The sequence below is a fragment of the Elusimicrobiota bacterium genome (assembly GCA_026388095.1).
Lineage (GTDB): Bacteria > Elusimicrobiota > Elusimicrobia > UBA1565 > UBA9628 > UBA9628.
On the sequence record JAPLKL010000063.1, the window covers coordinates 10770 to 33104 of the forward strand.

The window sequence follows — 22335 nt, forward strand, 5'->3', positions numbered from 1 at the left end:
GGATGCTTGATAAGATGAGGACCAGAAGGGTTCTCATAAACTTTACGCTTATGGCAGGTTCTTCCCTGCTCGCCTGCGCAATGCTCGAGTTGGGATTGCGAGTGATTTATGGGAATCCGCCGAGCTTTGTGTATCCACAGGCCAGCCATGTCGTAACCGAATACAATTATCAAAAACTCAAGCCGAATCAGACAGGCACGTATACGCTCAATAAGCCGGTACGTGCGAACTCCTACGGCTTTAGAGATTTTGAATGGCGCGTGCCAAAACCCGCCGGCATCTTTCGAATTATGGTAGTGGGAGATTCAATGACTTTCGGCGTTGGAGTTCGAGGCGAGGACAGTTTTCCGAAAATATTAGAAAGGCAGTTGAAGAGAGATTTTGGAAATGTTGAAGTGCTTTCCGCTTCCGTCCAGGGCTGGGACACGTGGCACGAACTGGAATTTTTCAAGAGAGAAGGCTTTGCCTACGGCGCGGATATCGTGGTCATCGGGCTTTACATGAATGATTTCCGCAAGGGACCCTTGCCTCCCCCGGAGATGACAAGAGAGGGGCTGATCGAAAATAGGCAGCCCTGGCTGCAATGGCTGCCGTACAAGTACATTTTTCTTTTCAAGCGATCGGCATTGATATTTTACGTGCGCCAACGACTCGAGACTTTCGGCGCCAGGGGCACGAACCGTGGGACGATGCTCCTGCGGAATCAGATTGTCGCTGAGAAGGATGAGGGTATTACCGCGGCGTGGTCTTATATTATGGAGATCGCGCGGTTGGCTGAAAGGAACGGCGGCAGGGTGATTTTGGCGCCTATCCCGAGTCTCAGCCTCTTTTTGCTATCGAGAGGATCTGTAGGGTACTTGGACTATCTTCGGCAGCAGAGCCGAGACAATGGGATTGAATTTCACGATTTGGCAGAGGCCTTTTGGAAACATCCGAATCCTGAGAGATTATACCTTTACCCATGGAATATGCATCTGAGCGTGGCTGGCCATGAACTGATCGCCGACCAATTAGTCGATGTGCTTAGGAAAGCAATCGTGAAACGAGAAAGGAAAGCCGGATCCGCACAACTAATGAGATGATTTTCAAAGCACTCCCCCTGCAAGGTGCCTTTTTGATTAGGCCGGAAAAGAAAGGCGATACGAGAGGGCGATTCTTCCGCATTTTCTGCATGAAGGAATTTGCACGAATTGGGCAAAAGAAGCCATTTGCTCAAATCAACCATTCACAGACTGCCAAATCCGGAACTGTCCGAGGGCTGCATTTTCAATATCCTCCAGACGCAGAGACGCGGCTTGTCAAATGCATCCGGGGCAAGGTATATGATGTTGTTGTTGACATCCGAAGAGGTTCGCCGACCTTCCTGAAGTGGCACGGCGAGTTCTTAAGCGCCGCGAATTCATGCATGCTGTACCTGCCGGAAGGTTTTGCCCATGGCTTCCAGACCATGGAACCCAACACCGAACTCATATATTTTCACACCGGGTTCTATGCGCCCAAGAATGAGGGCGGCATAGGGTGTCAAGATCCGATCCTCGGAGTCAAATGGCCACGCCCAATAACGCACCTATCGCGACGGGACCAATCCCACAGGACATTGTCTGCCGATTTCCGGGGGATCAAAATATGAAATGCCGTTTTTGCGGCAATGCCCTTTCGCACGTATTCCTGGACCTGGGGACCTGCCCGCTCTCCAACGCCTTTTTGTCCAAAGAGCGTCTCGACCTGCCCGAAGTGTACTATCCGCTCAAACTGTTTACTTGCGACAAGTGCTTCTTAGTGCAAGTCGCCGAGCAAAAGGCCGCTCGCGACATTTTTTCCGGCGATTATATTTACTTCAGCTCCTATTCAAAACTCTGGCTCAACCACGCCCGGAACTATGTTGCAATGATCAGCCGGCGATTGGAGCTCAACCAGTCATCACTCGTAATCGAGGTGGCCTCCAATGACGGCTACCTGCTCCAGTTTGTCAAAGAAAAGGGGATACCGTGCCTGGGCATAGAACCCGCCGCCAGCACAGCCGAGGTCGCTATTGCCAAGGGCATCGATGTCGTTCAGGATTTCTTCGGTACAAGACTTGCCCTCCAATTACGGCAACAGAACCGACAAGCTGATTTGCTTCTGGGCGCGAATGTGCTTGCGCATGTGCCGGACATCAATGATTTTGTGGAGGGAATCAAAATAGCGCTCAAGCCTGGCGGCACAGCCACCATGGAATTTCCACACCTTCTCCAGCTCATCGAGGACAACCAATTCGACACCATCTATCACGAGCATTTCTCATACCTTTCATTTCAGACCGTGCTCAATGTATTCGCCGCGCATGAGCTCACGCTATATGACGTGGAGGAAATGCCCACACATGGCGGCTCGGTGAGGGTCTATGCTCGCCACGCATCGAATCAGGGCCTGCGCGTCTCTCCCGCCGTTGATCAGCTGCTCGACAAGGAGAAAGCGCATGGCATGCATCAGATTGAGTATTACTGCGGATTCCAGAAGAAAGTCGACCGAGTGAAGTATGACTTCGTAAGCTTTTTGATTGCGGAGAAATTGAAAGGACGCAAGATTGCCGCTTACGGCGCCGCCGCAAAAGGGAACACCCTGCTCAATTACGCTGGGCTAAAGAGTGACCTAATCGATTTTGTTGCGGATGCGTCGCCTCACAAACAGGGAAAATTCCTGCCAGGGAGCCGAATTCCGGTAGTCAGCGAGGGTTGGATCAGGTCGAACAGGCCCGACTATATCATCGTCTTTCCCTGGAACATCAAGAACGAGATAATAGACCAACTCAGCTATGTCAGAGATTGGCACGCAAAGTTCATCATCCCAATTCCCACTCTTGAAGTCCTATGAAAGTACTTGTCACAGGCGCCACTGGCTTTGTGGGCAGACATGTGATGAGGTGCCTTATCGAGAAGGATGTCTCCTTGGTGGCCTCTTCCCTTACAGCGGCTGAGGCAGCGGATTGCCAATGGCCAAGGTCCGTAAATTACCTCGACTGCGATCTTGCAAGACCGCGGGATGATTACTTCGATTTCTTCGGGCGCCCAGATGTCCTCATTCACCTTGCGTGGGCGGGATTGCCAAACTACAAGGAGCTTTTTCATTTTGAACAGAATCTGTTCAATGACTACCGCTTCATCAAGAGCATGATCGGAGCCGGCTTGCAACGCTTGGTGGTCACCGGAACCTGCCTCGAATACGGCCTGCAGGAAGGGATGCTGCAGGAAGATGGCATCACGATGCCGTCAACTGCCTATGGAATCGCGAAAGATTCTTTGAGGAAATTCATCGAGCAGTTGAGCGCTCATTCTAAATTCAACTTCAACTGGGTCCGGCTGTTTTACTTGTACGGCGAGGGGCAGCCCTCACACGCTCTGCTTCCCCAGCTAGATGCAGCCATCAGGCGTGGCGATACGGAATTCAACATGTCGGCTGGACAGCAACAACGGGATTATCTCCCCGTCGCGGAAGCCGCGGCGAACATTGTCAGGATTGCCTTGCAGGATCGAATTCTCGGCACGATAAACAATTGCAGCGGGGTCCCCATCTCCATACTTGATTTTGTAAAAGCGCGTCTTGCTGAGCGGCGAGCCAGCATTCGACTCAATCTGGGCCATCATTGCTGCCCCGATTACGAACCCATGCGTTTTTGGGGAAGCACGAGAAAGCTGACACAGGTTTTGCACAGCGAGTGAGCTGCAAGGGATTTTGTCGAGTTACCGAGAAAGCAAATGGCGCGAACAAACAGGAGGCGGGGGACAGAATTGACCAAGAAATTGCCGGACCCCATTGAACAATTCAATCGGGAGCGCGTTGCCAGAATTGCATCCTATAAAGACGACAAGCAGCTACAGGAAGCCGCTCACGCCTTCATGAAGGAAATTGTCAGGACCAATTATATTTTCAATTTCTCATGGCTCGGGCGCCCAGTCATTCAATTGCCGCAGGACCTTTTTGCCATGCAGGAGATCATATGGACAGTCAAGCCTGACTTCATCATTGAAACCGGGATAGCCCATGGCGGCTCACTGATTTTTCAAGCCTCCATGCTGGAACTTCTTGGCAAGGGCACAGCCATCGGCATCGATATCGATATTCGCAAACACAATCGCAGGGAGATCGAGCGCCATCCTCTCTCCCGCAGAATCAAGATGATTAAAGGTTCCAGCGTGGATGACACGGTGGTCTCCCAGGTCAAGAAGATCACTGCCGGGGCCAAAAGCCTCATGGTCACTCTTGATTCGAACCACACCCATGAGCATGTCCTTAAGGAGCTTCAGTTATACACCCCCTTGGTTTCCTTGGGGAGCTACTGCATTGTCGGGGATACCGCTGTCGAAGACTTCTCTAGAGAAATCCCGATAGTGGACCGCGCCTGGGGCCCCGGGGACAATCCCAAGACCGCGGTTCGGGAGTTTCTGAGGACCCATGACGAATTTGAAATCGATAAGGACATCGAGTCCAAGCTCTTCCTGACCGGCGCGCCTGATGGTTACCTCAAACGCATCAAGTAACGGGCATCCATGAAAGCCAAGATCAAGCCGCGAATAAACCTGGAGGGGCGCACCGCGCTGCAGACGGTTATCCCGATATCAACACCATTTGTATTATTCGTCGACCCGGCGAGCACCTGCAATTTTCGCTGCAAATTCTGCCCCACCGGTGATTCCGACCTCATCAAGAGCACAGGTCGCTGGCAGGGCCTCTTGACTATTGACCTCTACAAAAAGGTCATTGATGATTTGCGCGAATTCGACCTCCCGCTGAAGGTGTTGCGCCTTTACAAAGAAGGTGAGCCGCTGTTAAATGCACGCTTGCCGGACATGATCGACTACGCTAAAAAGAGTGCGCGGGTCAGTTATATTGACACCACGACCAACGGATATCTTCTGACGCCGGAGAAATCACTACGATTAATCGAGGCAGGCCTCGATCGTCTCAACATCTCGGTCAACGGCCTTTCCGAAGGCCAATTCCACGATTTCACGAGGGTCAAGGTGGATTTTGAGGCATACGTCCGCAATATTCGTTTTTTCTATGAGCACAAGGGGAACTGCGAGGTATGCATCAAGATGCCCGGCGACCTGCTGAGCACGACTGACAAGCAGTTTTTCTTTGATACCTTCGGCGATATTTCCGATAGGATTGCATTGGAGAATATTGCTCCCTGTTGGCCAGAATTCGATGTTGAGGACCGGATGTCCGTCGAGATCAAGAAAGGCATTTATGATAATCCACTCACCGATGTAAAGACGTGTCCCTACATTTTCTATTCCCTTTCGGTGAATTCTGACGGGACAGTCAGCCTATGCTTCCTCGATTGGGCCAGGAAGCTGATTGTGGGGGACACACGGAAGCAGAGTCTGATGCAGATTTGGAAGGGTGATGCATTATTTTCCCATCAGATTGCCCACCTATTTGGAAAGCGATTTGACAACCCAACTTGCAAGGACTGCGGACAATTAAGCCACTGCCTCCCTGATAATATAGATCCATATGCTCAGGAACTTGCCAAGAAATTACTTGCCCGTAGAAGAGCAGCATGAACATCCCGTGATTTACCAAGAAGCGAAGGACATTAATAAAGCCGCGCAAAGACTGCAAAGCCTAATTCAATCTCTCCGCACCAAAAAGCATATCGCACTCACCGTCGAAGTGTGCTCCTTGTGCAATTTGCATTGTCGCTTTTGCGATCTCCACTCAGGCCGGCTAAAGGATGTTGAGAACCAGAAAGGGCTGATGCGCGAGGAGCTTTATCAGGCCATCCTCAAAAACATTGCGAACCTGGGGTATAAGCTCAAAGTCATCCATTTTCAGGGTAATGGAGAACCCTTACTGCATCGGAATTTCCCCGAGATGGCCCGCATGGCCTGCGACATGGGAATTTCTGAGAGGTATGTGCTGGCAACCAACGGCACCCTAATGAATGAGGGTGTCTTCGATCGGCTCTTGAGCAGCGGGTTAAATGAGATACATGTTTCTCTTGATACGGCCGATCCGGCAAAATATCTCAAGGTCAAAGGAAAGGATTTATCCCGAAAAGTAATCGCAAACATCGACTACGCAATCCGTCGCATTTCAACCCAGCGACACCTAAAGTTGTTCATCAAGATTCCGGTTCCCACACCGGAAGGGGATTACGGCCTGACTGATGCGGATGCGAAAAATGCCATTCAGCGGTTTGCCAAGGTCGAAGCGCCCAATGTCGAAATAAAATTAATGCCGCTTGCACTACAGAATGACGGGCTGTTGCTGAAGAGGAAGGGGCATACACAACCCTGCGAGCAAGTGTTCTATATGGCTTACATTAAGTTCGATGGTCGCGTCTCAATTTGCTGCGTTGATATTCACGACGATTTGCACATTGGGAGGCTTCCTGACCAGTCTTTGTCAGAAATATTGACAGGTGATGCTTTGCGGAACATCCGCCAGACTCACATTGAGGGGAGAGTGAAGGGAATCCCTCTCTGCTATTATTGCGGAAGCCGGACCGCCGTTGATCTTAGCTCGCATGCTGACGAAATACGGAAATACATATGAAGGGCGCCAGTGAGAAGCCGCTGCGAATCCTTTTCATTGTGCTTCCATACCTTGTTCAGAGCAAAGAGAGGGCGAATAACAATACGCGGAGTGTCCTGGCCTTCCCGTACGGGGTGCTGTCCATTATTTCTTATCTCAACGCTAATGCGGGCGTCCGCCCGGATATCGCCATTTTGGATCTGAACCTATATCCTCCAGAAGACCGGTCCAACATTATTGAGCGACAATTGCGCACACAAAAGCCAAACATCGCCGCCATCTCCATGATGTTTGATCTATCGTATAGGCACCTTGCGTCGATATCTAAGCAGGTCAAAGACCATGACCCACAGACCCTGGTCCTCCTTGGAGGCGCGGCAGCCACAGTGTCCTGGAATATGATTCCTCAGGAGCAAGAGAATGTGGATGCCCTCTGTTACGCTGAGGGAGAATACACCTTGCGCAGGCTGGTGGAAGCTTCCGATTTTGCAGAGACACTGGCAACTGATTCTGCGTGGGTCACACGCCAATCATTGGCCGCCCATCAGATTCCACAAGGTCGATATGTTGACAACCTCAATGAGGTCATCAATATCGACTACGGATTGCTCGATACCAAGTCCTACAGCATGAAGGAGGCGTTCTCTCCGTTTTCATCCATCAGCCGCTCCACAGAGGTCCGGCAATTCTTTCTGGTCACCTCCAGAGGTTGTCCATTCAAATGTGTCTTTTGCTCTGAACCGTCATTCCATGGCAAGACCATGCGCTACGCGGATGTTGATGTCCTCATTGGGCATGTGAGACATCTCGTGAAGACCTATGGGATGAATGTTCTCACTATCTATGACGATCAGATCCTCTTGAATCGCCCCCGCGCCAAAGAGTTTTTTCGTCAGCTCGCCCAATTCAAGATTCGTGTCGAGACTCCCAATGGCTTGTCTGTAGCATTCATTGATTCTGAGATGGCAATGCTCATGCGGCAAGCCGGACTCGATACAGTTCCCCTAGCCGTTGAATCGGGCTCAGCCCGAATGTTGCATGACGTCATTCATAAGCCCTTGAGGCTCGACCAAGTGAAGCCGGTCGTAGACGCGCTCCATCGCAACGACATTTTTGTCCAAGGGTACTTTGTAGTCGGCTTACCAGGTGAGCGTGAAGAGGACCGCACGGAGACGGTGCGTTTCATTAAGGAAGTAGGCCTGGATTGGAGCGGCTTCAATCTGGCCACGCCACTGCGAGGAAGCGAGCTATACCGGATTTGCAGAGAGAGGGGGTATATCGACCCGAACTATGGCATCGGCGACCTGGGCATGCATGACTACGTTATCAGAGTGCCCGGCATCGACCCCGCATATATAAAGAAGCGCAGGTACCTTATGAACCTTGAAGTTAATTTCGTGGACAACTACAGAATGAGGGTGCGCGATTACAGGACAGCCGTGTTATGCTTCGAGGATGTCATCGCAAGATATGAGGACCATGCCTTCGCCCACTACTATCTCGCCAAAGCTTATGAGTCCATGGCGGGGGATGCCGAGTGCGCAAAGATGCACCATCGCCGATTCATCGATTTGGTCAACAAAGACGCCATGTGGCGAGAACACGCACAAGTGTTCGGTCTGCCCGTAGGAGAACCTCGAATTGGCACGCCCCACTCGAATTAAGGTAGTTCACGTCACGGCCCACCTCGGCGGAGGCGTTGGCAGGATTCTTTCACGTGTTACTGCGCAGCAAGCAAAGGATAATGCCGGCATAGAGAGCACGGTTGTCTGTCTTGAGCCGACAGAGAAAGGCTACGCTGAGCGTCTCATGCTCGAGGCTGGCATCAGACTAGCGGTGTCTCCGAAGCCAGACCAATTCGAAAACCTACTTCGTGAAGCTGACATAGTGCAGATCGATTGGTGGCCGCACCCCTTACATGCCAAATGGCTATGCACGAGAAGTGGCCTGCGCGCCCGCTTGATAATTTGGTGCCATACCTTAGGGTTGCATTATCCAGGGATACCTGCGACCTTGCCATTCTTGCCGCATGCATTCCTTTTCACCACTCCCGTTTCACTCAAGCTGGCGAACCTCAAAAATCCAAGATGCACGCCAGGAAGTGAAAACATTATTGATTTTGTGCATAGTTCCGGAGGGTTCGACGACCTCCCATCCACTTTGAAGAGCGCCCGGCCCAATCGACTTGTGTATGGCTATCTGGGCACGCTGAACTTTGCGAAATTACATCCCAATATAACGAGTTACCTGAAAGCTGTCAGCGTTCCAGATTTCTCCGTAGATTTTTATGGGGACACATCTTCGAATATGCAGCTTAAGGCCCTCGCAGAGGCCGCCGGGATTACAAAACGGGTGAATATGCGCGGCTATACTGACCACCCCTATGAAGCGTTAGCAGGCATGGACATATTCGTATATTTGCTGAACCCTTGCCATTATGGGACTACCGAGAACGCATTGTTGGAAGCCATGGCCTCCTCTGTTGTTCCGGTAGTTTTGAACAATCCTGTCGAATCATCCATTGTCTGTGATGGGAAGACTGGCCTTGTCGTTGATTCTCCAACCTCCTTTTCCAAAGCGATTTCCTTCTTAGCCGACAATCCAACTGAAAGGCTAAGGCTGGGGGCCGCAGCTCGACTTGAAACATTGTCGCGGTTCTCCCTGAAGTCAACGGCAGAGAAGTTGCGCGCGCATTATTGCCGCGTAATGGACATGGATAGGAGAGACTTTGAATTTACTCATATTTTTGGAAGCTCTCCATCAGAATGGTTTGCATCTTGCTTGGGAAAATATCGCCCCTTTTTTGATGACGCCGACGGTGTTTCTTTACGGGCTCAAAGACTGCAGAATCCTCTGCTTTATGAGAAATCAAAGAGTTCCGCCGCCCACTTCCTTCGCTACTTCCCAGATGACGCTCGCCTGAAGGCATGGACTACCATGTTGGAGAATGACCTTGCATCGATTAGCGCCTAATCTCAAACACGCCTTGTCTGCTGTTCAAAGGCTTTCCAGCAGTCGCCCTGCCAGACCCCCTCTGACAGGCGCCGAGGATGAGGTTGTGCTGTATGGTGCTGGCAAACTAGGCGAATTGGCCCTCAATTTCCTTACAGCGATCAATGTCCCGGTCAGGTATGCCATCGATCGCGCCGCACAGAAAGGGATGACGCTTGGTCATGGTATCTCTGTCCGCGGGTTAGCCCATAGGCCCAAGAAAGATCACGCCTTAATCCTGGTCACCACGGCAAGCGCACCATACACCCTCATCAAGAAGGAGCTGAATAGGCTTGGTTGGATGCGCGTCTTACCGTTCTACGATTTCGCGTTACAGTTCAACCAACAACATCCCCTTAATAACGGCTGGTTTGCCGGACCCCTAACCGCAGAAGACAAACTCGGCATCCGAACTGTCTTGGCCTCCCTGGCCGATGCGCATTCCCGCGCAGCATATCTGCAGTTTCTCGCATGGCGGCTGTTGCGCGAAGATTGGATTTATGATGGCGCACCCGTCATACCGCATGAAAGGTATTTCATTAAGCCGGTCATCAATAGCCTTACGGAGAATGAGGATTTCATCGATGTCGGAGCGTATGACGGCTGTGTGCTGTTCCAGCTATTGCAGTGTGTCAGGAACAGGCTGTCCTCCGCTCTGATGATAGAGCCGGACAGAAGAAATGTCGCCCGGCTGAGAAATTCGTTGGCTAAGTTGCATCCGGCTATCCGATCGAAGGTCACCATATTGCCAGTAGCCCTCTCTAATCTGACAGGTGAAGTCCATTTCAGCCATGGCTTCGGTATGGCATCACGTCTATTCGAGTCTGCAAAAGACTTAGTCAAGAGCATCAGATTAGATGATCTGGACGCCCCTGTATCCTTCATCAAATTGCATGTCGAAGGAGGGGAATACGACGCAATCCTGGGGGGACAAAAAACGCTTCGTCGCTGTCAGCCCATTGTCACAGCCACGGCCTATCATAACCGCAATGGGCTATGGAAGACTCCCCTGCTCTTGGCCCAGACCCTGCCTGAGCATACCTTCTATTTCAGACTGCATACATGGTGCGGAACGGGTGCCGTCTATTATGCACTCCCCCGGCACCGCTCACAAGCTCGAGACTACTTGCCTTGCTGATTTATGTAGCCGATTCCGAGATTCCGCTATGAATACTATCAAAACAAATATATTAGCCAACTTCTGCGGCAGTGTTTGGACTGCGCTGATGGGACTGGTCTTTGTGCCGCTCTATATACATTTCTTGGGTATCGAGGCATACGGGCTGATGGGCATCTTTGGCACAGTCTTGGCGCTCTTTGGATTGCTCGACATGGGGCTGAGCATCACCCTGAACCGGGAAATGGCACGACTGGCGGTGCAAGAAGGAAAGTCCCAGGAGATGAGGGATCTGGTGAGGACATTGGAGATTCCCTATTGGCTGATCGGCCTATTCATCAGCATCATCGTCATTGTATTGTCCCCGTTCATTGCCTACCACTGGGTGAACGCTGAAAAGCTGTCTCCCAAAACAGTGCGAACCGCCATCACGCTAATGGGATTGGCGGTGGCTTTTCAATGGCCGATAAGCTTTTACTCGGGCGGACTCATGGGACTCCAGCGGCAGGTCTTGCTAAACATCATCAACATTGTGATGGCAACCTTCCGCGGGTTGGGGGCAGTGTTGATCTTGTGGTTAGTTTCTTCCACAGTAGAGGCTTTTTTCCTATGGCAGATAGTCGTCAGCATCGTCAATATAGGATTGATAGTCTTTTCCCTCTGGCGAAGCCTGCCGCATGCTGCTGAGGCGCCGCGTTTCCGCCGCGAACTGCTGCTCAATATCTGGCGATTCGCCGCCGGCATGACCGGAGCCACCGTGTTGGTAACCATCCTCATGCAAATGGATAAAGTCATCCTGAGCCGCATGTTGAGCCTAACAATGTTTGGTTATTATGCCCTAGCCAGTACCGTCGCCATGACCCTAGGTCGTTTCGTCAGCCCGGTTTTCTCAGCCACTTACCCCCGATTGACGAATCTGGTCGCGTTGGGCGCCACGGAAGAGATTGTAAGACTGTATCACAAGAGCGCGCAGTTGATGTCAGTGCTCGTACTGCCTGCCGCCCTCGTGGTAGCGCTCTTCTCTAGGGAGATCCTGATGCTGTGGACCCGGAGCCCCGCAACAGCCGAGCACACCCACCTACTTGTGAGCATTCTTGTCATGGGCTCAGCCATAAATGGGATCCTAAACATCCCCTACGCGCTACAATTGGCCTCTGGGTGGACACGGCTTGTCGTTCTTGCCAACGTTGTGTCCGTTCTGCTCCTAGCGCCGCTCATGATTGTGCTTACAAAATGGTACGGCGCGGCGGGTGCGGCCAGCGTCTGGGTAATCCTGAATGTTGGGTACATGTTCATCAGCCTCCCGATCATGCACCGGCGCTTGCTGCCTACTGAGCAATGGCGCTGGTACTTCGAGGATGTCGGACGCCCTCTTGTCGCGGCGGTTGTGGTCGCTGTAATTGGGCGTTGTATCATCAAATCCGATTGGTCTCCATGGCTGCTCTTGGCAAGCTTGGGTACGGTGAGCGCAGGGACTCTTGTGGCTTCCGCCTGCGCCGCCAATCAGCTTGATGCGGTAGCGAGAGTAAAGTCGTTTTGGCTGCGTTTCAAATGGGATAGAGGATTCGTCCTGACCGCATGAATAACAATACCAAGAACCACCACTTCACCGTTGTAATACCGACGCGCGAGCGCTGCGACACATTAGAACATGCTCTCCATGCTTGCGTAATCCAGGACTACGATAATCTAGAGATCCTCGTCAGTGATAATTTCAGTCAGGATCGCACGCGTGAAGTAGTCGAATCTTTTAAGGATTCCAGAATCCGCTATATCAACACAGGCAAGCGGCTCAGCATGACGGACAACTTCGAGTTCGCGCTGTCGCATGTCCCGCCCAAAGGCTACGTCATATACATCGGTGATGACGATGGGCTTCTGCCCAATGCGATCCGTGCCATCAACGCCGTTATTGTTGAGACAGGGACACAGGTTCTGCGGTGGGACTTGGCAACTTATGCATGGCCGAATGCAGAGAACACCTATGCAAATCGACTGATTATCCCCTCTGTGGACTCAGGAACCACAATTCGGAATTCGGCGGACACGATTCAGAACGTATTGTCTTTCCAAGAGAACTTCATGTCCCTGCCCATGATGTATCTTAATTCGGCAATCGAGTATGGAGTAATAAAAAGGATAAAGGACTCTTCTGGAAGGTTCTATCATTCAATGACGCCTGATGTATACTCCGGATTTGCCATTGCTGGGACTGTTGTGAATTTTATTAATTCGAGTAGGCCCTACGTGATAGTGGGGATATCACATCATAGCAATGGACAAAGTGCGTCAGGTTTGTCTTTAACCGGGCCTGCAAAGATATTCTTGGCTGAAGATAATCTTCCCTTTCATCCCAATCTCGTTTTCTGCTTCAGTATGGATCAAGTTGTTATCGAGTGTTATTTACAGGCTCGGGATCATCTGCCACTTCCCTGGGGATTTAGGGTGGACATGGAGAAAATGATCTTCTTAATGATGAAGGACGCAGCCCCAAAGTCTCAAGACCTCTATATGTCAATTAAAAATGCTGTTTTGCAACTTGGGCAAATACATAACATCCCAGACGCTGCGCAACGGGCCATAGCCATCAATCCCATGAGGAAGCCTGGCTCCGGTCGAGAGCCAACATTCCGTAATTTCGGAAGGGCAGGTTTCCATTTGACACGTCTTTTGATAGAACATCTTCGCAGAGGGACTGTCTACATAGACTGCTCTTCTTTGAATGTCAAAAACATCTATGATGCCTCGCTTCTCTGCGGTCATATTCTTAGGCATAAAGATATGAGCATTCTTGGTTACTCAGTAGTGCTTCGATCCGCATTAGCTAACATTAATAGGCACTTGTTCCATAAGCAGAGCAGTCTTTGGAGACAAGCGTCGATGGAGGCCCTCGCTTGGCAGACAACACATTAGAGATGGTGTTGAGAGTGCCATTGGGACAATGGCGTGTCCATGATTGCGCCGAAGGATCCCCAAAATGATTGAAGTACTACAAGGGCCGGCACAGATTCAAGAGGCCGATGAGTTTCTTTCCAGGCACGCCCTGCCCAAGCACGCTTATAACGTTGAAAAGAATTGGGATCTTTTTCAACTTTATTCAATTGCAAGGCCCTTACCTTCAGAAATAAAGATTATAGATTTAGGCTGTGGAGGTCTATCAGCCTTAAAATTGTTATGCGCAATGGGATTTAAGAATTTATATGGCATAGATTTATATATGCCTCTCAAGAACTACTTCAGCCAATTTTTAATGATGCGGGATAAACGGTCTTTCAAAATGCCTTTCCATCTCCAAAAGGGGGATTTGACCAAAACCGGATTCCCGGACAAGATGTTTGATATGGCTGTTTGTGTTTCAGTCATAGAACATGGAGTGAACTTGGAGAACTTCTTTGTGGAAGTGGGCCGCCTGCTGAAACCCGGAGGAACATTATTCATTACTACTGATTATTGGGATCAGAAGATATTAATCAGCAAAAATAAGAAACCATTTGGGCTGGACTGGAAGATATTTTCTAAAGAAGAAGTCAAAGAGATGGTGGATGTTGCATATAAATATGGCTTTTCTTCTGACGACTCAACGTTGCCTTGCTCTTCGAATAAATGCGTTGCTTGGAATGGCCAGGAATACACATTCATCGTAATGGTGCTCACAAAACATATTTCCAGTGACAGCACGGCCGATGATATGGGCGGTTCACCTTCTCAAACCAAAGCACTCAGACGAGCAAAATAATACAATGAAACCGCCCTCGACAACTCAAGTCGCCACTGCGTTCCATCAAGGAATCGACAAAAACAGCAGGCCGAGGGTACTGACGGTTCTTCCGAGTCACCCATTTCCCACGAACACAGGGCTGCAGCTGCGCATGGTCAACAACCTGGCTCTCCTGCGCCGCCTAGGCTGTGAGAGCCGGGTCCTGCTGTTCTCGACCGAAGAGCACGCCCTGACGGCCTCCGACAACGGGCAATTGGCCCAATACTGTGACGGATTCATCCATGGCGGATGTCGAAAGCCTCAGACCAGCTTTTCCATATCATCGCTCATCGCGCATAAGTTGGATTTTCTCATTGGCGGGGCTCTGGGCTTGCGCGGCCGGCGATATCCCTTCTCCATGAGGTACGATGCCATCGGGGCAGAAAGGATCATCATTACCGAGGCTCTACGGACCGAAGCGGATTTCGTTGTCTTGCCTTCGTTCATGCTCCATTACGCCAAGGCCCTAGCTGATAAAGGCTTCAAAGTCATCGCTGATGCGATTGACGTATTGACCGACTTGACCTCGTCCCTGTTGGTCAACTATGGCGGCAAAGGCCGCGCCAGCAAGCTCGGGCTGCTAGCAAACCATCTAGCATCCCGCTCTCAGGAGCGGTTGTACTTGCCGGCTTGCGTTGAGATCTGGGCCACGACTGAAGCGGAGGCTGTTACCCTGCGGAGGATATCACGCGGCGTGAATTCAGTGGTCGTCGGGAACTGCATGGACGAGGATGCGGTCACGCCGAGTCCCCAGACCGAGTCGCATTCAGTAGGCTTCATCGGGACCTATTCCATGCTCCCGAATGTAGAGGCCGCTCTGTTCCTGGCGGAGAAGGTGTTCCCGCATGTTCTCAAGCACCGCCCCCAGGCGCGCTTGCGCCTTGCGGGAGCGCACATGCCGAGCGATGCCGCAGCACGGCTGAGCTCTTTCAAGCACGTCGAGCTCTTGGGCGCAGTCCCCGACTCCAAGGCTTTCTTCGACAGTTGCGCTGTGATCGCCTTGCCTATATTCGTCTATGGCGGCACCCCGCTCAAGCTGGTCGAAGCCATGGCGCGCGGCAAGGCCGTGGTGGTGAACACCCTTCTAGGAGCCCGCGCGCCCGTATCTGACGGCCAGGACCTCATTATCCGGGACGAACCGAATGCTTTTGCCGCAGCGATCGTCAAGCTGCTGAAGGACCCCGCCGAACGCGCTCGCTTGGGCGGCAACGCACGGAACACATTCCTCAAGGTTTGGTCCCGCAAGCAGGCCGAAGTTCTCTTGCGGCAACAGAGCATCCTGGCACGCCCCCTGACCTGACAAAATGAAGGAAACCACCCAGACCATGCCAAGCGTTCCTCATCAGGACCAAAAGACGTTGTCCATCGGCATCATCGGCGCCGGAGAGGTCGCGGCCAAGCTCCATCTGCCCGTTCTCACAGCCACGCCGGGCATCGAGGTCGCTTTTGTCGCCGATACGCGCGCCGAGAGCGCCAAGGCGGTCGGAGAGGTCTATGGGATCGATTGGATCGCTGTTTCAGGGGATGTTTCCTGCCTCCCACAGACTGATGTCGCCCTGCTTGCCGTTCCTGTGGGTATTCGCGCGCCCTACTACGACCTCTTTGCGCAGCGCGGTACCGCAGTGCTGGCCGAGAAACCGCTGACCGTCTCGTATGACGAAGCCCGGCGGCTGTGCGCGCTTTACCCGGAGCATAAGCTGGGTTGCGGTTTTCAGCGCCGGGCTTATGCCTCCGTGGCCGCGGCCCGCGCCTGCGTCAGAGAGAAAGCCTTCGGCCCGATCCGCAGTGTCCGAATATCCGAAGGAGCGAGGACGACCAAGACCGGGACCGACGCGCGCTTCTACGATAGCTGGTCGGCTGCGTCGGGCGGCATTCTGCGCGACCTGGGCTCCCATTCCTTGGACCTCGCATTCCATATCTCGGGGGCGTCCGAAGCCCGCGCGGTGAGCCAACAATTCTATTTTGACGACCTAATCGACAGAGAGGTCCACGCCCGCATGGTCTTCCGTGGAGACGGGGGAGAATTCGAGACCGACCTATTTCTCACATGGCTGGGTAGCGCGGATAACTGCTTGGAATTCCGTTTTGATTCGTGCATCCTTGCGATTCCAACTCGGGCGGAAAAACCAGCCCAACTGCTCGATCTCCAAGGCAAACCCCTCGGTGTCACCCTGACCTCGAACTTGCGCCAGGCAACGACCACGTACCAGGCATTCTATCTGGAATGGGAAGCCTTCATTTCTGGAGTCCGCAGCGGGACACCCTCATCCTTCTGCGCCTCGTCCTGTCTAGCCACGGTCCACATCGCAGAGGAACTCTACGCTGCCGGCAGGAAGAAGAAATTGTGAGGATCGGGATTACAGGTGCCAACGGCCAGGTGGGCAGCGAGGTCTGCCTGCTGCTCCAGGCCGTCCCAGGAATAGAGCTGGTCCCGGTGGTCCGCAACCCTTCGGGGTCGGCTTTCCTGCGGCGCCATGGCTTGGAATGCCGGCACGGCAGGATCGCGCAAGCCGATGAGGCGCAGCGCCTCATCGGCGACTGCGACGTGATCGCGAATTTTGCGCTGAGCACGAGCGGGCGCCCCAGCCTGGACCGGGAAATGAACCGCCGAATCACCCGCAACCTCGTCGAGGCAGCCAAGCCCGGAGCGCGGCTCGTTTTCTTCAGCACGATCATGGTATACGCACCGAACACGACTTTCGGACTCATCCCGGATGCCTATGGGATCGAGAAGCTTCTCAACGAACGCTTTTTTAAGAAGCTCTGCCGGGCTACGCGACATCAAGCCTATATCCTGCGGCTCGGGCATGTGCTCGGAGAACTTCAGAATATCACTCAGCACATCCGGCGTGAGCTTAAAGCGGGGCCGGTCATGCTCCCCGGAGGCGGATATCGAGGTTCAAACACTGTTTTCACGGCCGCGATCGCGGAGGCATTGGTCCGCATAGCCCATGGCGAAGTCCCGGCTGGGACGTTCGACCTCGTCTCATGCCCGCAGTGGAGTTGGCGCGATCTATACCTTCATTATGCGGAGCAACTGCATATTCCTGCTGATATCCGCTCAGGCGAGGAATCCAGCCGCTCCAAGCTTGCCGTCCCCAGCGCGCTCCTGCGCGGGCTCATGGGTCATTTGAGCCAGAACCAGTACCTCCGCGAACGGCTCTCATTCCTGCTCGGATTGCTGCCCGACAAGGTCAACCGCAAGGTCCAGATTCGATATCTTCAGAGCCGGGCCTTCAAAGAAATCGCCGCGCTGGCGCAGCGAGAGGACAGGATTGTCGCCCTGGATTGGCGGGGTTTGGATGTGCGGCCGGTGCCGGGGTTGGGGAGCACTCAAGATTCTCTGCATCGGTTCACTTTCCCGGTTCTGGATGCTGGACCGAGGCTATTCTTAGAGGCTAAGTCATGACCGTGGACCTGGGGCTGACCTTGGACGGCTCTTCGTGGCCTCTTTATGCCGCCATGCTGGGAATTTGGCTTTGGAGCCTGCGCTTGGTCCCGGACCTCCGCAAGCTCGGCTGGCAGGCCGTGCCCGTGTCGCTTTTCGGTCTGGTTTGGCTCGGATTCTTCCTTGATTTCGTCATGCGGTTCCCAATCCTCTGTTGGGACAGTTTCACTTTTGGGAACATGACGTCGCGCCTCGCCGAAGCCGCCCCGGAGAAGGTGAACCTTGCCCTGATCCTCGCCGGACTCTACTGGCTCTGCGTGTCCCTTGGCTTCGCTCTGGCTTCTCGAATAAGGGCGCCGAGCCCCTTGACTGGCCTTAGTGACTTCGCCGGACAGAACAGCGGCCGGCCCTCGCTTGCGTTGGCCGCGATTGCGACTATATGCATCATCCTCACTTCGGGGTTCGTCAATATTCCGAAGAGCCTCTTTACCCCCTTGGGCATCATGACGAGTCTCTGGATCATTCCCGCGAGTCTGGCTTGGTGGAACCACTTCCACGGCGCATCGGGCCACCTGTCCCGCCACCGATGGGGCCTGCTCTTGCCCGGCATCCTCCATGGGATTCTGAGCCCGTACCGAGAGAATTTCGCCCAAATCTTCATCGCGATCTGCATCGCGGCCTTCTACGCCGGACGCCGCTACCGACTTGCCCGTGTGGCCGCGTTGGGAGCTTTCCTCTTCCTGGCGGGCACCACACTCGTCGGCGCTTATCGGCAGGTCCTCTGGCAGGGCAAGGGCGCAGGCGAAGCCCTCGCCTACGCCGAGGCCGGCCACTCTTTCGAGAAGACCTCCGATGCCAAATGGGCCGAAGCGCTGCGGCGATTCCATGCCTTCGACTCGCTGCTTCTTACGACGCGTTTCGTGCCGGCGATTTTCCCATTCTCAGGACGGCCCATCTTCTTAGATTCATTGGTCCGCGGCCTCGTGCCGCGCGTGTTCTACGCGAACAAGGCCGGAAGCGTGCGGGGGACGGAATTCTCAATGACCATCTGGGGAGTCGGTGATGATACAAGTTCCCCGGCAGCAATCGCTCCCAGTATGCCCGGGGATCTCTTCGAAGCCGGCGGCGCTGTCTATGTCCTCCTGGGAGGTCTTGGCTGGGGGCTTTGCCTGGGCTTTCTGGAGGGCTGGAAGCTCAAGCTCCCTTCCCGGGCGGCCGCGGCCTTCACCGCATTGCTGGCAACACACTGCGCCGCGAGCGTAGAGCGAGACTTCGGCCATATGATTGCGGCGACCCTGCAATTGCTGATCGTGCTCTTCCTGGTCACAAAATTCCTGGCGCCCAAGCGGCTGCCGCGGTTTGTTCAGCCAAACATATCGGAGATGCCCCCCCGGCCCATCGCATGAAAGTCGCCATATTGCTCAATCGCAGTCATTCTTTGCTGCGCGCAGTCGGCAAGAGAATATTGACCACGGCTTTTCAGGCGGCCTCTCTCAAGAGCCTCAAGAGGTTCGTCTTGCCCGAGTACTACAGCTTCGCGGGGCTTCTGGACCCCGCCCCGCTCATCCTGGGCACCGGAGACCCCATCGACTGGGCCGCCTTGAAGGACCGCGAACTGCTCATCTGGGAGTGGGGCTGGACCGCGACGCCGGCGCGGACCATGCTTGAAATCAAGAACCGCACGGGGATCGCCGCGCTCATGTTCCCAGGGCCGCTGGACCGCTTCTGGCGGGAATTGAAACCGGAAGACCTGGAACTGCAATTCGAGGCCGCACAGGCCTGCGAAGCGATTGGCGCGATGCTCGAAGACACGGTCTCCTTCTATAAGACCCTCGTTCCGACCGCGCACGTCTTCCACCTCCCTGTTCCCATAGACACGGAAGCTCTCCGCGACTTTGCGGCCCCTACCGCTCAACGGGACCGCAAGCGAATACTCCTGACGGCTCCGACCCGATTCACGGGCCCTGCCAGCCAGCTGCCGATCGCTACTTTCGTCGCCTTCCGGCGGATCCTCCGACTCAAACCCGCGCTGGAAGGCCTCTGCTTTGTTTACGATGACGAGGAAAAAGAAGGCGCCCAGCGCGCCCTGCGCGCGCTGGGACTTTCCGGAAAGGTCGAGGTCAAACCCTACCTCCGACCGATACAGCGCTATCTCCAGACCGTGGCTCCTTGCTGGGCAGGGCTCTCCTTGCCCCACGGCCTTCTGCAGGGCCGCACGGCCATGACCTCGGCCTGCATCGGCATCCCCATGGTATTGAGCGAGGAGATCGAGACCCACCGCCGCCTATACCCAAAGACCTGCGTGCGCTGGCACGACACCGAAGCGGCCGCGAACTTGTGCTTGCGACTGCTGGAAGATGATACTTTCCGCAAGGATGTCGTTAAAGAGGCCGCGCATGGTATCGAATACTATTCAGTCGAGAACTGCCGCCGCCGGCTTGAAGCTGGCGCAAAGACGGCCCTGCAGCGGCGCTCCGGAAGACCCGCTTGAGGATCCTTTACACCGGCCCGCTCACACCGGCAGGACAGACCTGCGAGATGCGTCGCCGCGCTCTCGAACGGCTCGGCCATCAGACCATCCCAGTGGACTATGTGTCGTTGACGCGCGATTTGCCCGCGCTTTGGCGCAAGCTCCAGTGGCGACTGCGCGCCGGGCCGATGGTATCGCGCTATAATGACCAGCTCCTGGGCAAACTCGCTGAGCGTCCCGATGTCCTGTGGATAGACAAGGGGATGTTCGTCTTTCCCAAGGTGCTCTTGGCTGCCAAGCAAACCGGCAGCCGCATCGTGCATTATTCTCCAGACAACTACTTTCTCGGCCAGAACTCCTCCCGCCATTTCTGGAACGCGCTCAAGCTTTATGATCTCGTCGTTACGACCAAATCCGACAACACAGAGCGGCTGAAGGCCCGCGGGGCCCGATCCGTGGTGTTATCCGGCAATGCGTTCGCCCCCGAGGTCCACAAGCCGGTCGCTGATTGCGTGCCGACTTGCGACGTATCTTTCGTCGGCCGCTGGGAGCCGGAACGCGAGGATTGGCTGGCGCAGATTGCCGCGCTGGGAGTAAAACTCTCCGTCCGCGGGCCGCATTGGGAAAAAAGCCGAGTCGCGACCGTGCGCGTTGCGATCCAGCCGGCGTCGGCTTGGGGAGAAGACTACGCCCGCGCCATCTGTGAGGCCAAGGTCAACCTGTGCTTTCTTTCGCGGCTGGCCCAGGACCGCATCACCCAGCGCTCGGTCGAGATCCCAGCCTGCGGCGGCTTCATGCTGGCGGAGCGCACCGAAGAACACCTGGCTCATTTCAGGGAAGGAGCGGAAGCGGCCTATTTCGACGGGCCTGCCGAACTCTGCGACAAGGTCCTCTACTACCTCGCGCATAACGAGGAACGCCGCAAGATCGCCGCGGCCGGAAGGGCGCGGTGCCTGGCCTCCGACTACTCTTACGACGCCCGCCTCAAGCAGATCTTCGAGGCTCTAGAGGACGCGCCTTGACCGGGCCAGAACACGTCCTCATCTACCGCTGCGGCGCGATCGGCGACACCATCGTGGCCATCCCGGCGATACGCGCCATCCGTGAGCACTATCCCGGAGCGCGCTTCCTGCTCATGACCGCAAGCGGCGGCGAAGGAATCGTCTGGACCGACCGGGTCCTGCGCGAATTCAACTGGTTCGACGACGTCATCACCTACGAAACCAGCGAAATCTCCAACCCGCTTAGGATCTGGGGCGTCTTGGGGCGCGTGCGCCGCGGCGCCCCGGACATCGTCTTCTATCTGGCCAGCGAGAAGAACTCCCGATTCAAGATCCTGCGCGACCGCTTTTTCTTTCATCTCGCGGGAGCGCGCCGCTTCATCCCAGCCTATTCCGGAAAAGTCACCCTTTGGGGCCGCCTGAACAGGGCCCCGCGCCTGTACGTCAAAGAGACCGACCGCCTGCTGGCCGAACTTGCCCGGCAAGGCATCCCGGCCCCGACGGCCATGTTCGACCTGCCCATCACCCCGCGACATTCAGAACGGGTGACTGCGCTTCTCAAAGAGAGCGGCCTCGATCCCTCCCGGCCCTTGGTCGGCATGTGTCCGGGCTCCAAGCAGCCCATCAAGGTCTGGCCCGCCGAACGCTTCGTCGAGGTGGGGCTCCGCTTGATCCAGGAAGAAGGGGTGAACATCGTCATCGTGGGCGGCTCAGACGAAGCCGCCGTAGGCGCGCAATTGATGGACTTCTGGCCTGCCGGAAGGGCGGCCAACCTGGCGCAGAAGCTCTCGATTCTGGAGTCGGCCGAACTGCTGCGCCGATGCCTCTTCTATCTCGGCAACGACACCGGGGCCATGCACTTGGCCGCGGCCGTAGGAACCCGCTGCGTGGCCATCTTCGCCGCGCGAGAGCCCGCGCGCAGTTGGGATCCCTATGGGGACAACCATGCCATCCTGCGCAAGAGCGTCCCCTGCCAGAACTGCTACCTGCGCGAGTGCGTCAAGCAGGGCCTGCGCTGTCTAAAGGACATCACCGTGGAGGAAGTCTGGGCCGCTTGCCGCCGGATGCTGATCTACCGATGAGGAACAT

At 54.6% G+C, this 22335-nt stretch carries 20 protein-coding genes; all 20 read left to right on the top strand.

Annotated elements, in window-relative coordinates; translation table 11 throughout:
- Positions 1–50: 50 nt before the first annotated feature.
- The 20 genes from NTY77_15210 to NTY77_15305 all read left to right on the top strand — a co-directional run bounded on the left by NTY77_15210 (position 51) and on the right by NTY77_15305 (position 22328).
- Complete coding sequence (locus NTY77_15210) at positions 51–1082, top strand: SGNH/GDSL hydrolase family protein (protein ID MCX5796842.1); 1032 nt, start codon at positions 51–53, stop codon at positions 1080–1082.
- Complete coding sequence (rfbC, locus tag NTY77_15215) at positions 1079–1630, top strand: dTDP-4-dehydrorhamnose 3,5-epimerase (protein MCX5796843.1); 552 nt, start codon at positions 1079–1081, stop codon at positions 1628–1630. The genes NTY77_15210 and rfbC overlap by 4 nt, the downstream gene beginning before the upstream one ends.
- A complete protein-coding gene (locus NTY77_15220; GenBank protein MCX5796844.1) occupies positions 1627–2853 on the top strand; it encodes a class I SAM-dependent methyltransferase in 1227 nt (408 codons plus the stop codon). The genes rfbC and NTY77_15220 overlap by 4 nt, the downstream gene beginning before the upstream one ends.
- Entirely contained in the window at positions 2850–3698 is an 849-nt protein-coding gene (locus NTY77_15225; GenBank protein MCX5796845.1) for an NAD(P)-dependent oxidoreductase, read from the top strand. Before NTY77_15220 ends, NTY77_15225 begins: the two co-directional genes overlap by 4 nt.
- Positions 3699–3767: 69 nt before the next feature.
- Positions 3768–4517 (top strand): cephalosporin hydroxylase family protein, encoded by a 750-nt coding sequence (locus NTY77_15230; protein ID MCX5796846.1) that lies wholly within the window; start codon positions 3768–3770, stop codon positions 4515–4517.
- Between the two features lie 9 nt (positions 4518–4526).
- A complete protein-coding gene (locus NTY77_15235; protein ID MCX5796847.1) occupies positions 4527–5549 on the top strand; it encodes a radical SAM protein in 1023 nt (340 codons plus the stop codon).
- Complete coding sequence (locus NTY77_15240; protein ID MCX5796848.1) at positions 5500–6543, top strand: radical SAM protein; 1044 nt, start codon at positions 5500–5502, stop codon at positions 6541–6543. Before NTY77_15235 ends, NTY77_15240 begins: the two co-directional genes overlap by 50 nt.
- Entirely contained in the window at positions 6540–8186 is a 1647-nt protein-coding gene (locus tag NTY77_15245) for a radical SAM protein (protein ID MCX5796849.1), read from the top strand. The genes NTY77_15240 and NTY77_15245 overlap by 4 nt, the downstream gene beginning before the upstream one ends.
- Entirely contained in the window at positions 8164–9495 is a 1332-nt protein-coding gene (locus NTY77_15250) for a glycosyltransferase family 4 protein (protein MCX5796850.1), read from the top strand. Before NTY77_15245 ends, NTY77_15250 begins: the two co-directional genes overlap by 23 nt.
- Positions 9470–10651 (top strand): FkbM family methyltransferase, encoded by a 1182-nt coding sequence (locus tag NTY77_15255; GenBank protein MCX5796851.1) that lies wholly within the window; start codon positions 9470–9472, stop codon positions 10649–10651. Before NTY77_15250 ends, NTY77_15255 begins: the two co-directional genes overlap by 26 nt.
- 28 nt (positions 10652–10679) lie before the next feature.
- Positions 10680–12212: an oligosaccharide flippase family protein gene (locus NTY77_15260; protein MCX5796852.1), complete on the top strand. Its 1533-nt coding sequence runs from the start codon at positions 10680–10682 to the stop codon at positions 12210–12212.
- Complete coding sequence (locus NTY77_15265; GenBank protein ID MCX5796853.1) at positions 12209–13543, top strand: glycosyltransferase family 2 protein; 1335 nt, start codon at positions 12209–12211, stop codon at positions 13541–13543. Before NTY77_15260 ends, NTY77_15265 begins: the two co-directional genes overlap by 4 nt.
- Before the next feature lie 64 nt (positions 13544–13607).
- Positions 13608–14366, top strand: a complete 759-nt coding sequence (locus NTY77_15270; protein ID MCX5796854.1) for a class I SAM-dependent methyltransferase — start codon at positions 13608–13610, stop codon at positions 14364–14366.
- Between the two features lie 133 nt (positions 14367–14499).
- Positions 14500–15687, top strand: coding sequence for a glycosyltransferase (locus tag NTY77_15275; GenBank protein ID MCX5796855.1), 1188 nt, complete (start codon positions 14500–14502; stop codon positions 15685–15687).
- A 4-nt stretch (positions 15688–15691) separates the two neighbouring features.
- Positions 15692–16735 carry a Gfo/Idh/MocA family oxidoreductase gene (locus tag NTY77_15280; GenBank protein ID MCX5796856.1) on the top strand — a complete coding sequence of 348 codons (1044 nt, stop codon included), beginning with the start codon at positions 15692–15694 and terminating at the stop codon, positions 16733–16735.
- Entirely contained in the window at positions 16732–17796 is a 1065-nt protein-coding gene (locus NTY77_15285) for an NAD(P)-dependent oxidoreductase (GenBank protein ID MCX5796857.1), read from the top strand. Before NTY77_15280 ends, NTY77_15285 begins: the two co-directional genes overlap by 4 nt.
- Positions 17793–19181, top strand: coding sequence for a hypothetical protein (locus NTY77_15290; protein MCX5796858.1), 1389 nt, complete (start codon positions 17793–17795; stop codon positions 19179–19181). Before NTY77_15285 ends, NTY77_15290 begins: the two co-directional genes overlap by 4 nt.
- Positions 19178–20266: a hypothetical protein gene (locus NTY77_15295; GenBank protein MCX5796859.1), complete on the top strand. Its 1089-nt coding sequence runs from the start codon at positions 19178–19180 to the stop codon at positions 20264–20266. Before NTY77_15290 ends, NTY77_15295 begins: the two co-directional genes overlap by 4 nt.
- Positions 20263–21267, top strand: coding sequence for a glycosyltransferase (locus tag NTY77_15300; GenBank protein MCX5796860.1), 1005 nt, complete (start codon positions 20263–20265; stop codon positions 21265–21267). Before NTY77_15295 ends, NTY77_15300 begins: the two co-directional genes overlap by 4 nt.
- Positions 21264–22328, top strand: coding sequence for a glycosyltransferase family 9 protein (locus tag NTY77_15305; protein ID MCX5796861.1), 1065 nt, complete (start codon positions 21264–21266; stop codon positions 22326–22328). The genes NTY77_15300 and NTY77_15305 overlap by 4 nt, the downstream gene beginning before the upstream one ends.
- The last annotated feature ends 7 nt before the right edge of the window (positions 22329–22335 follow it).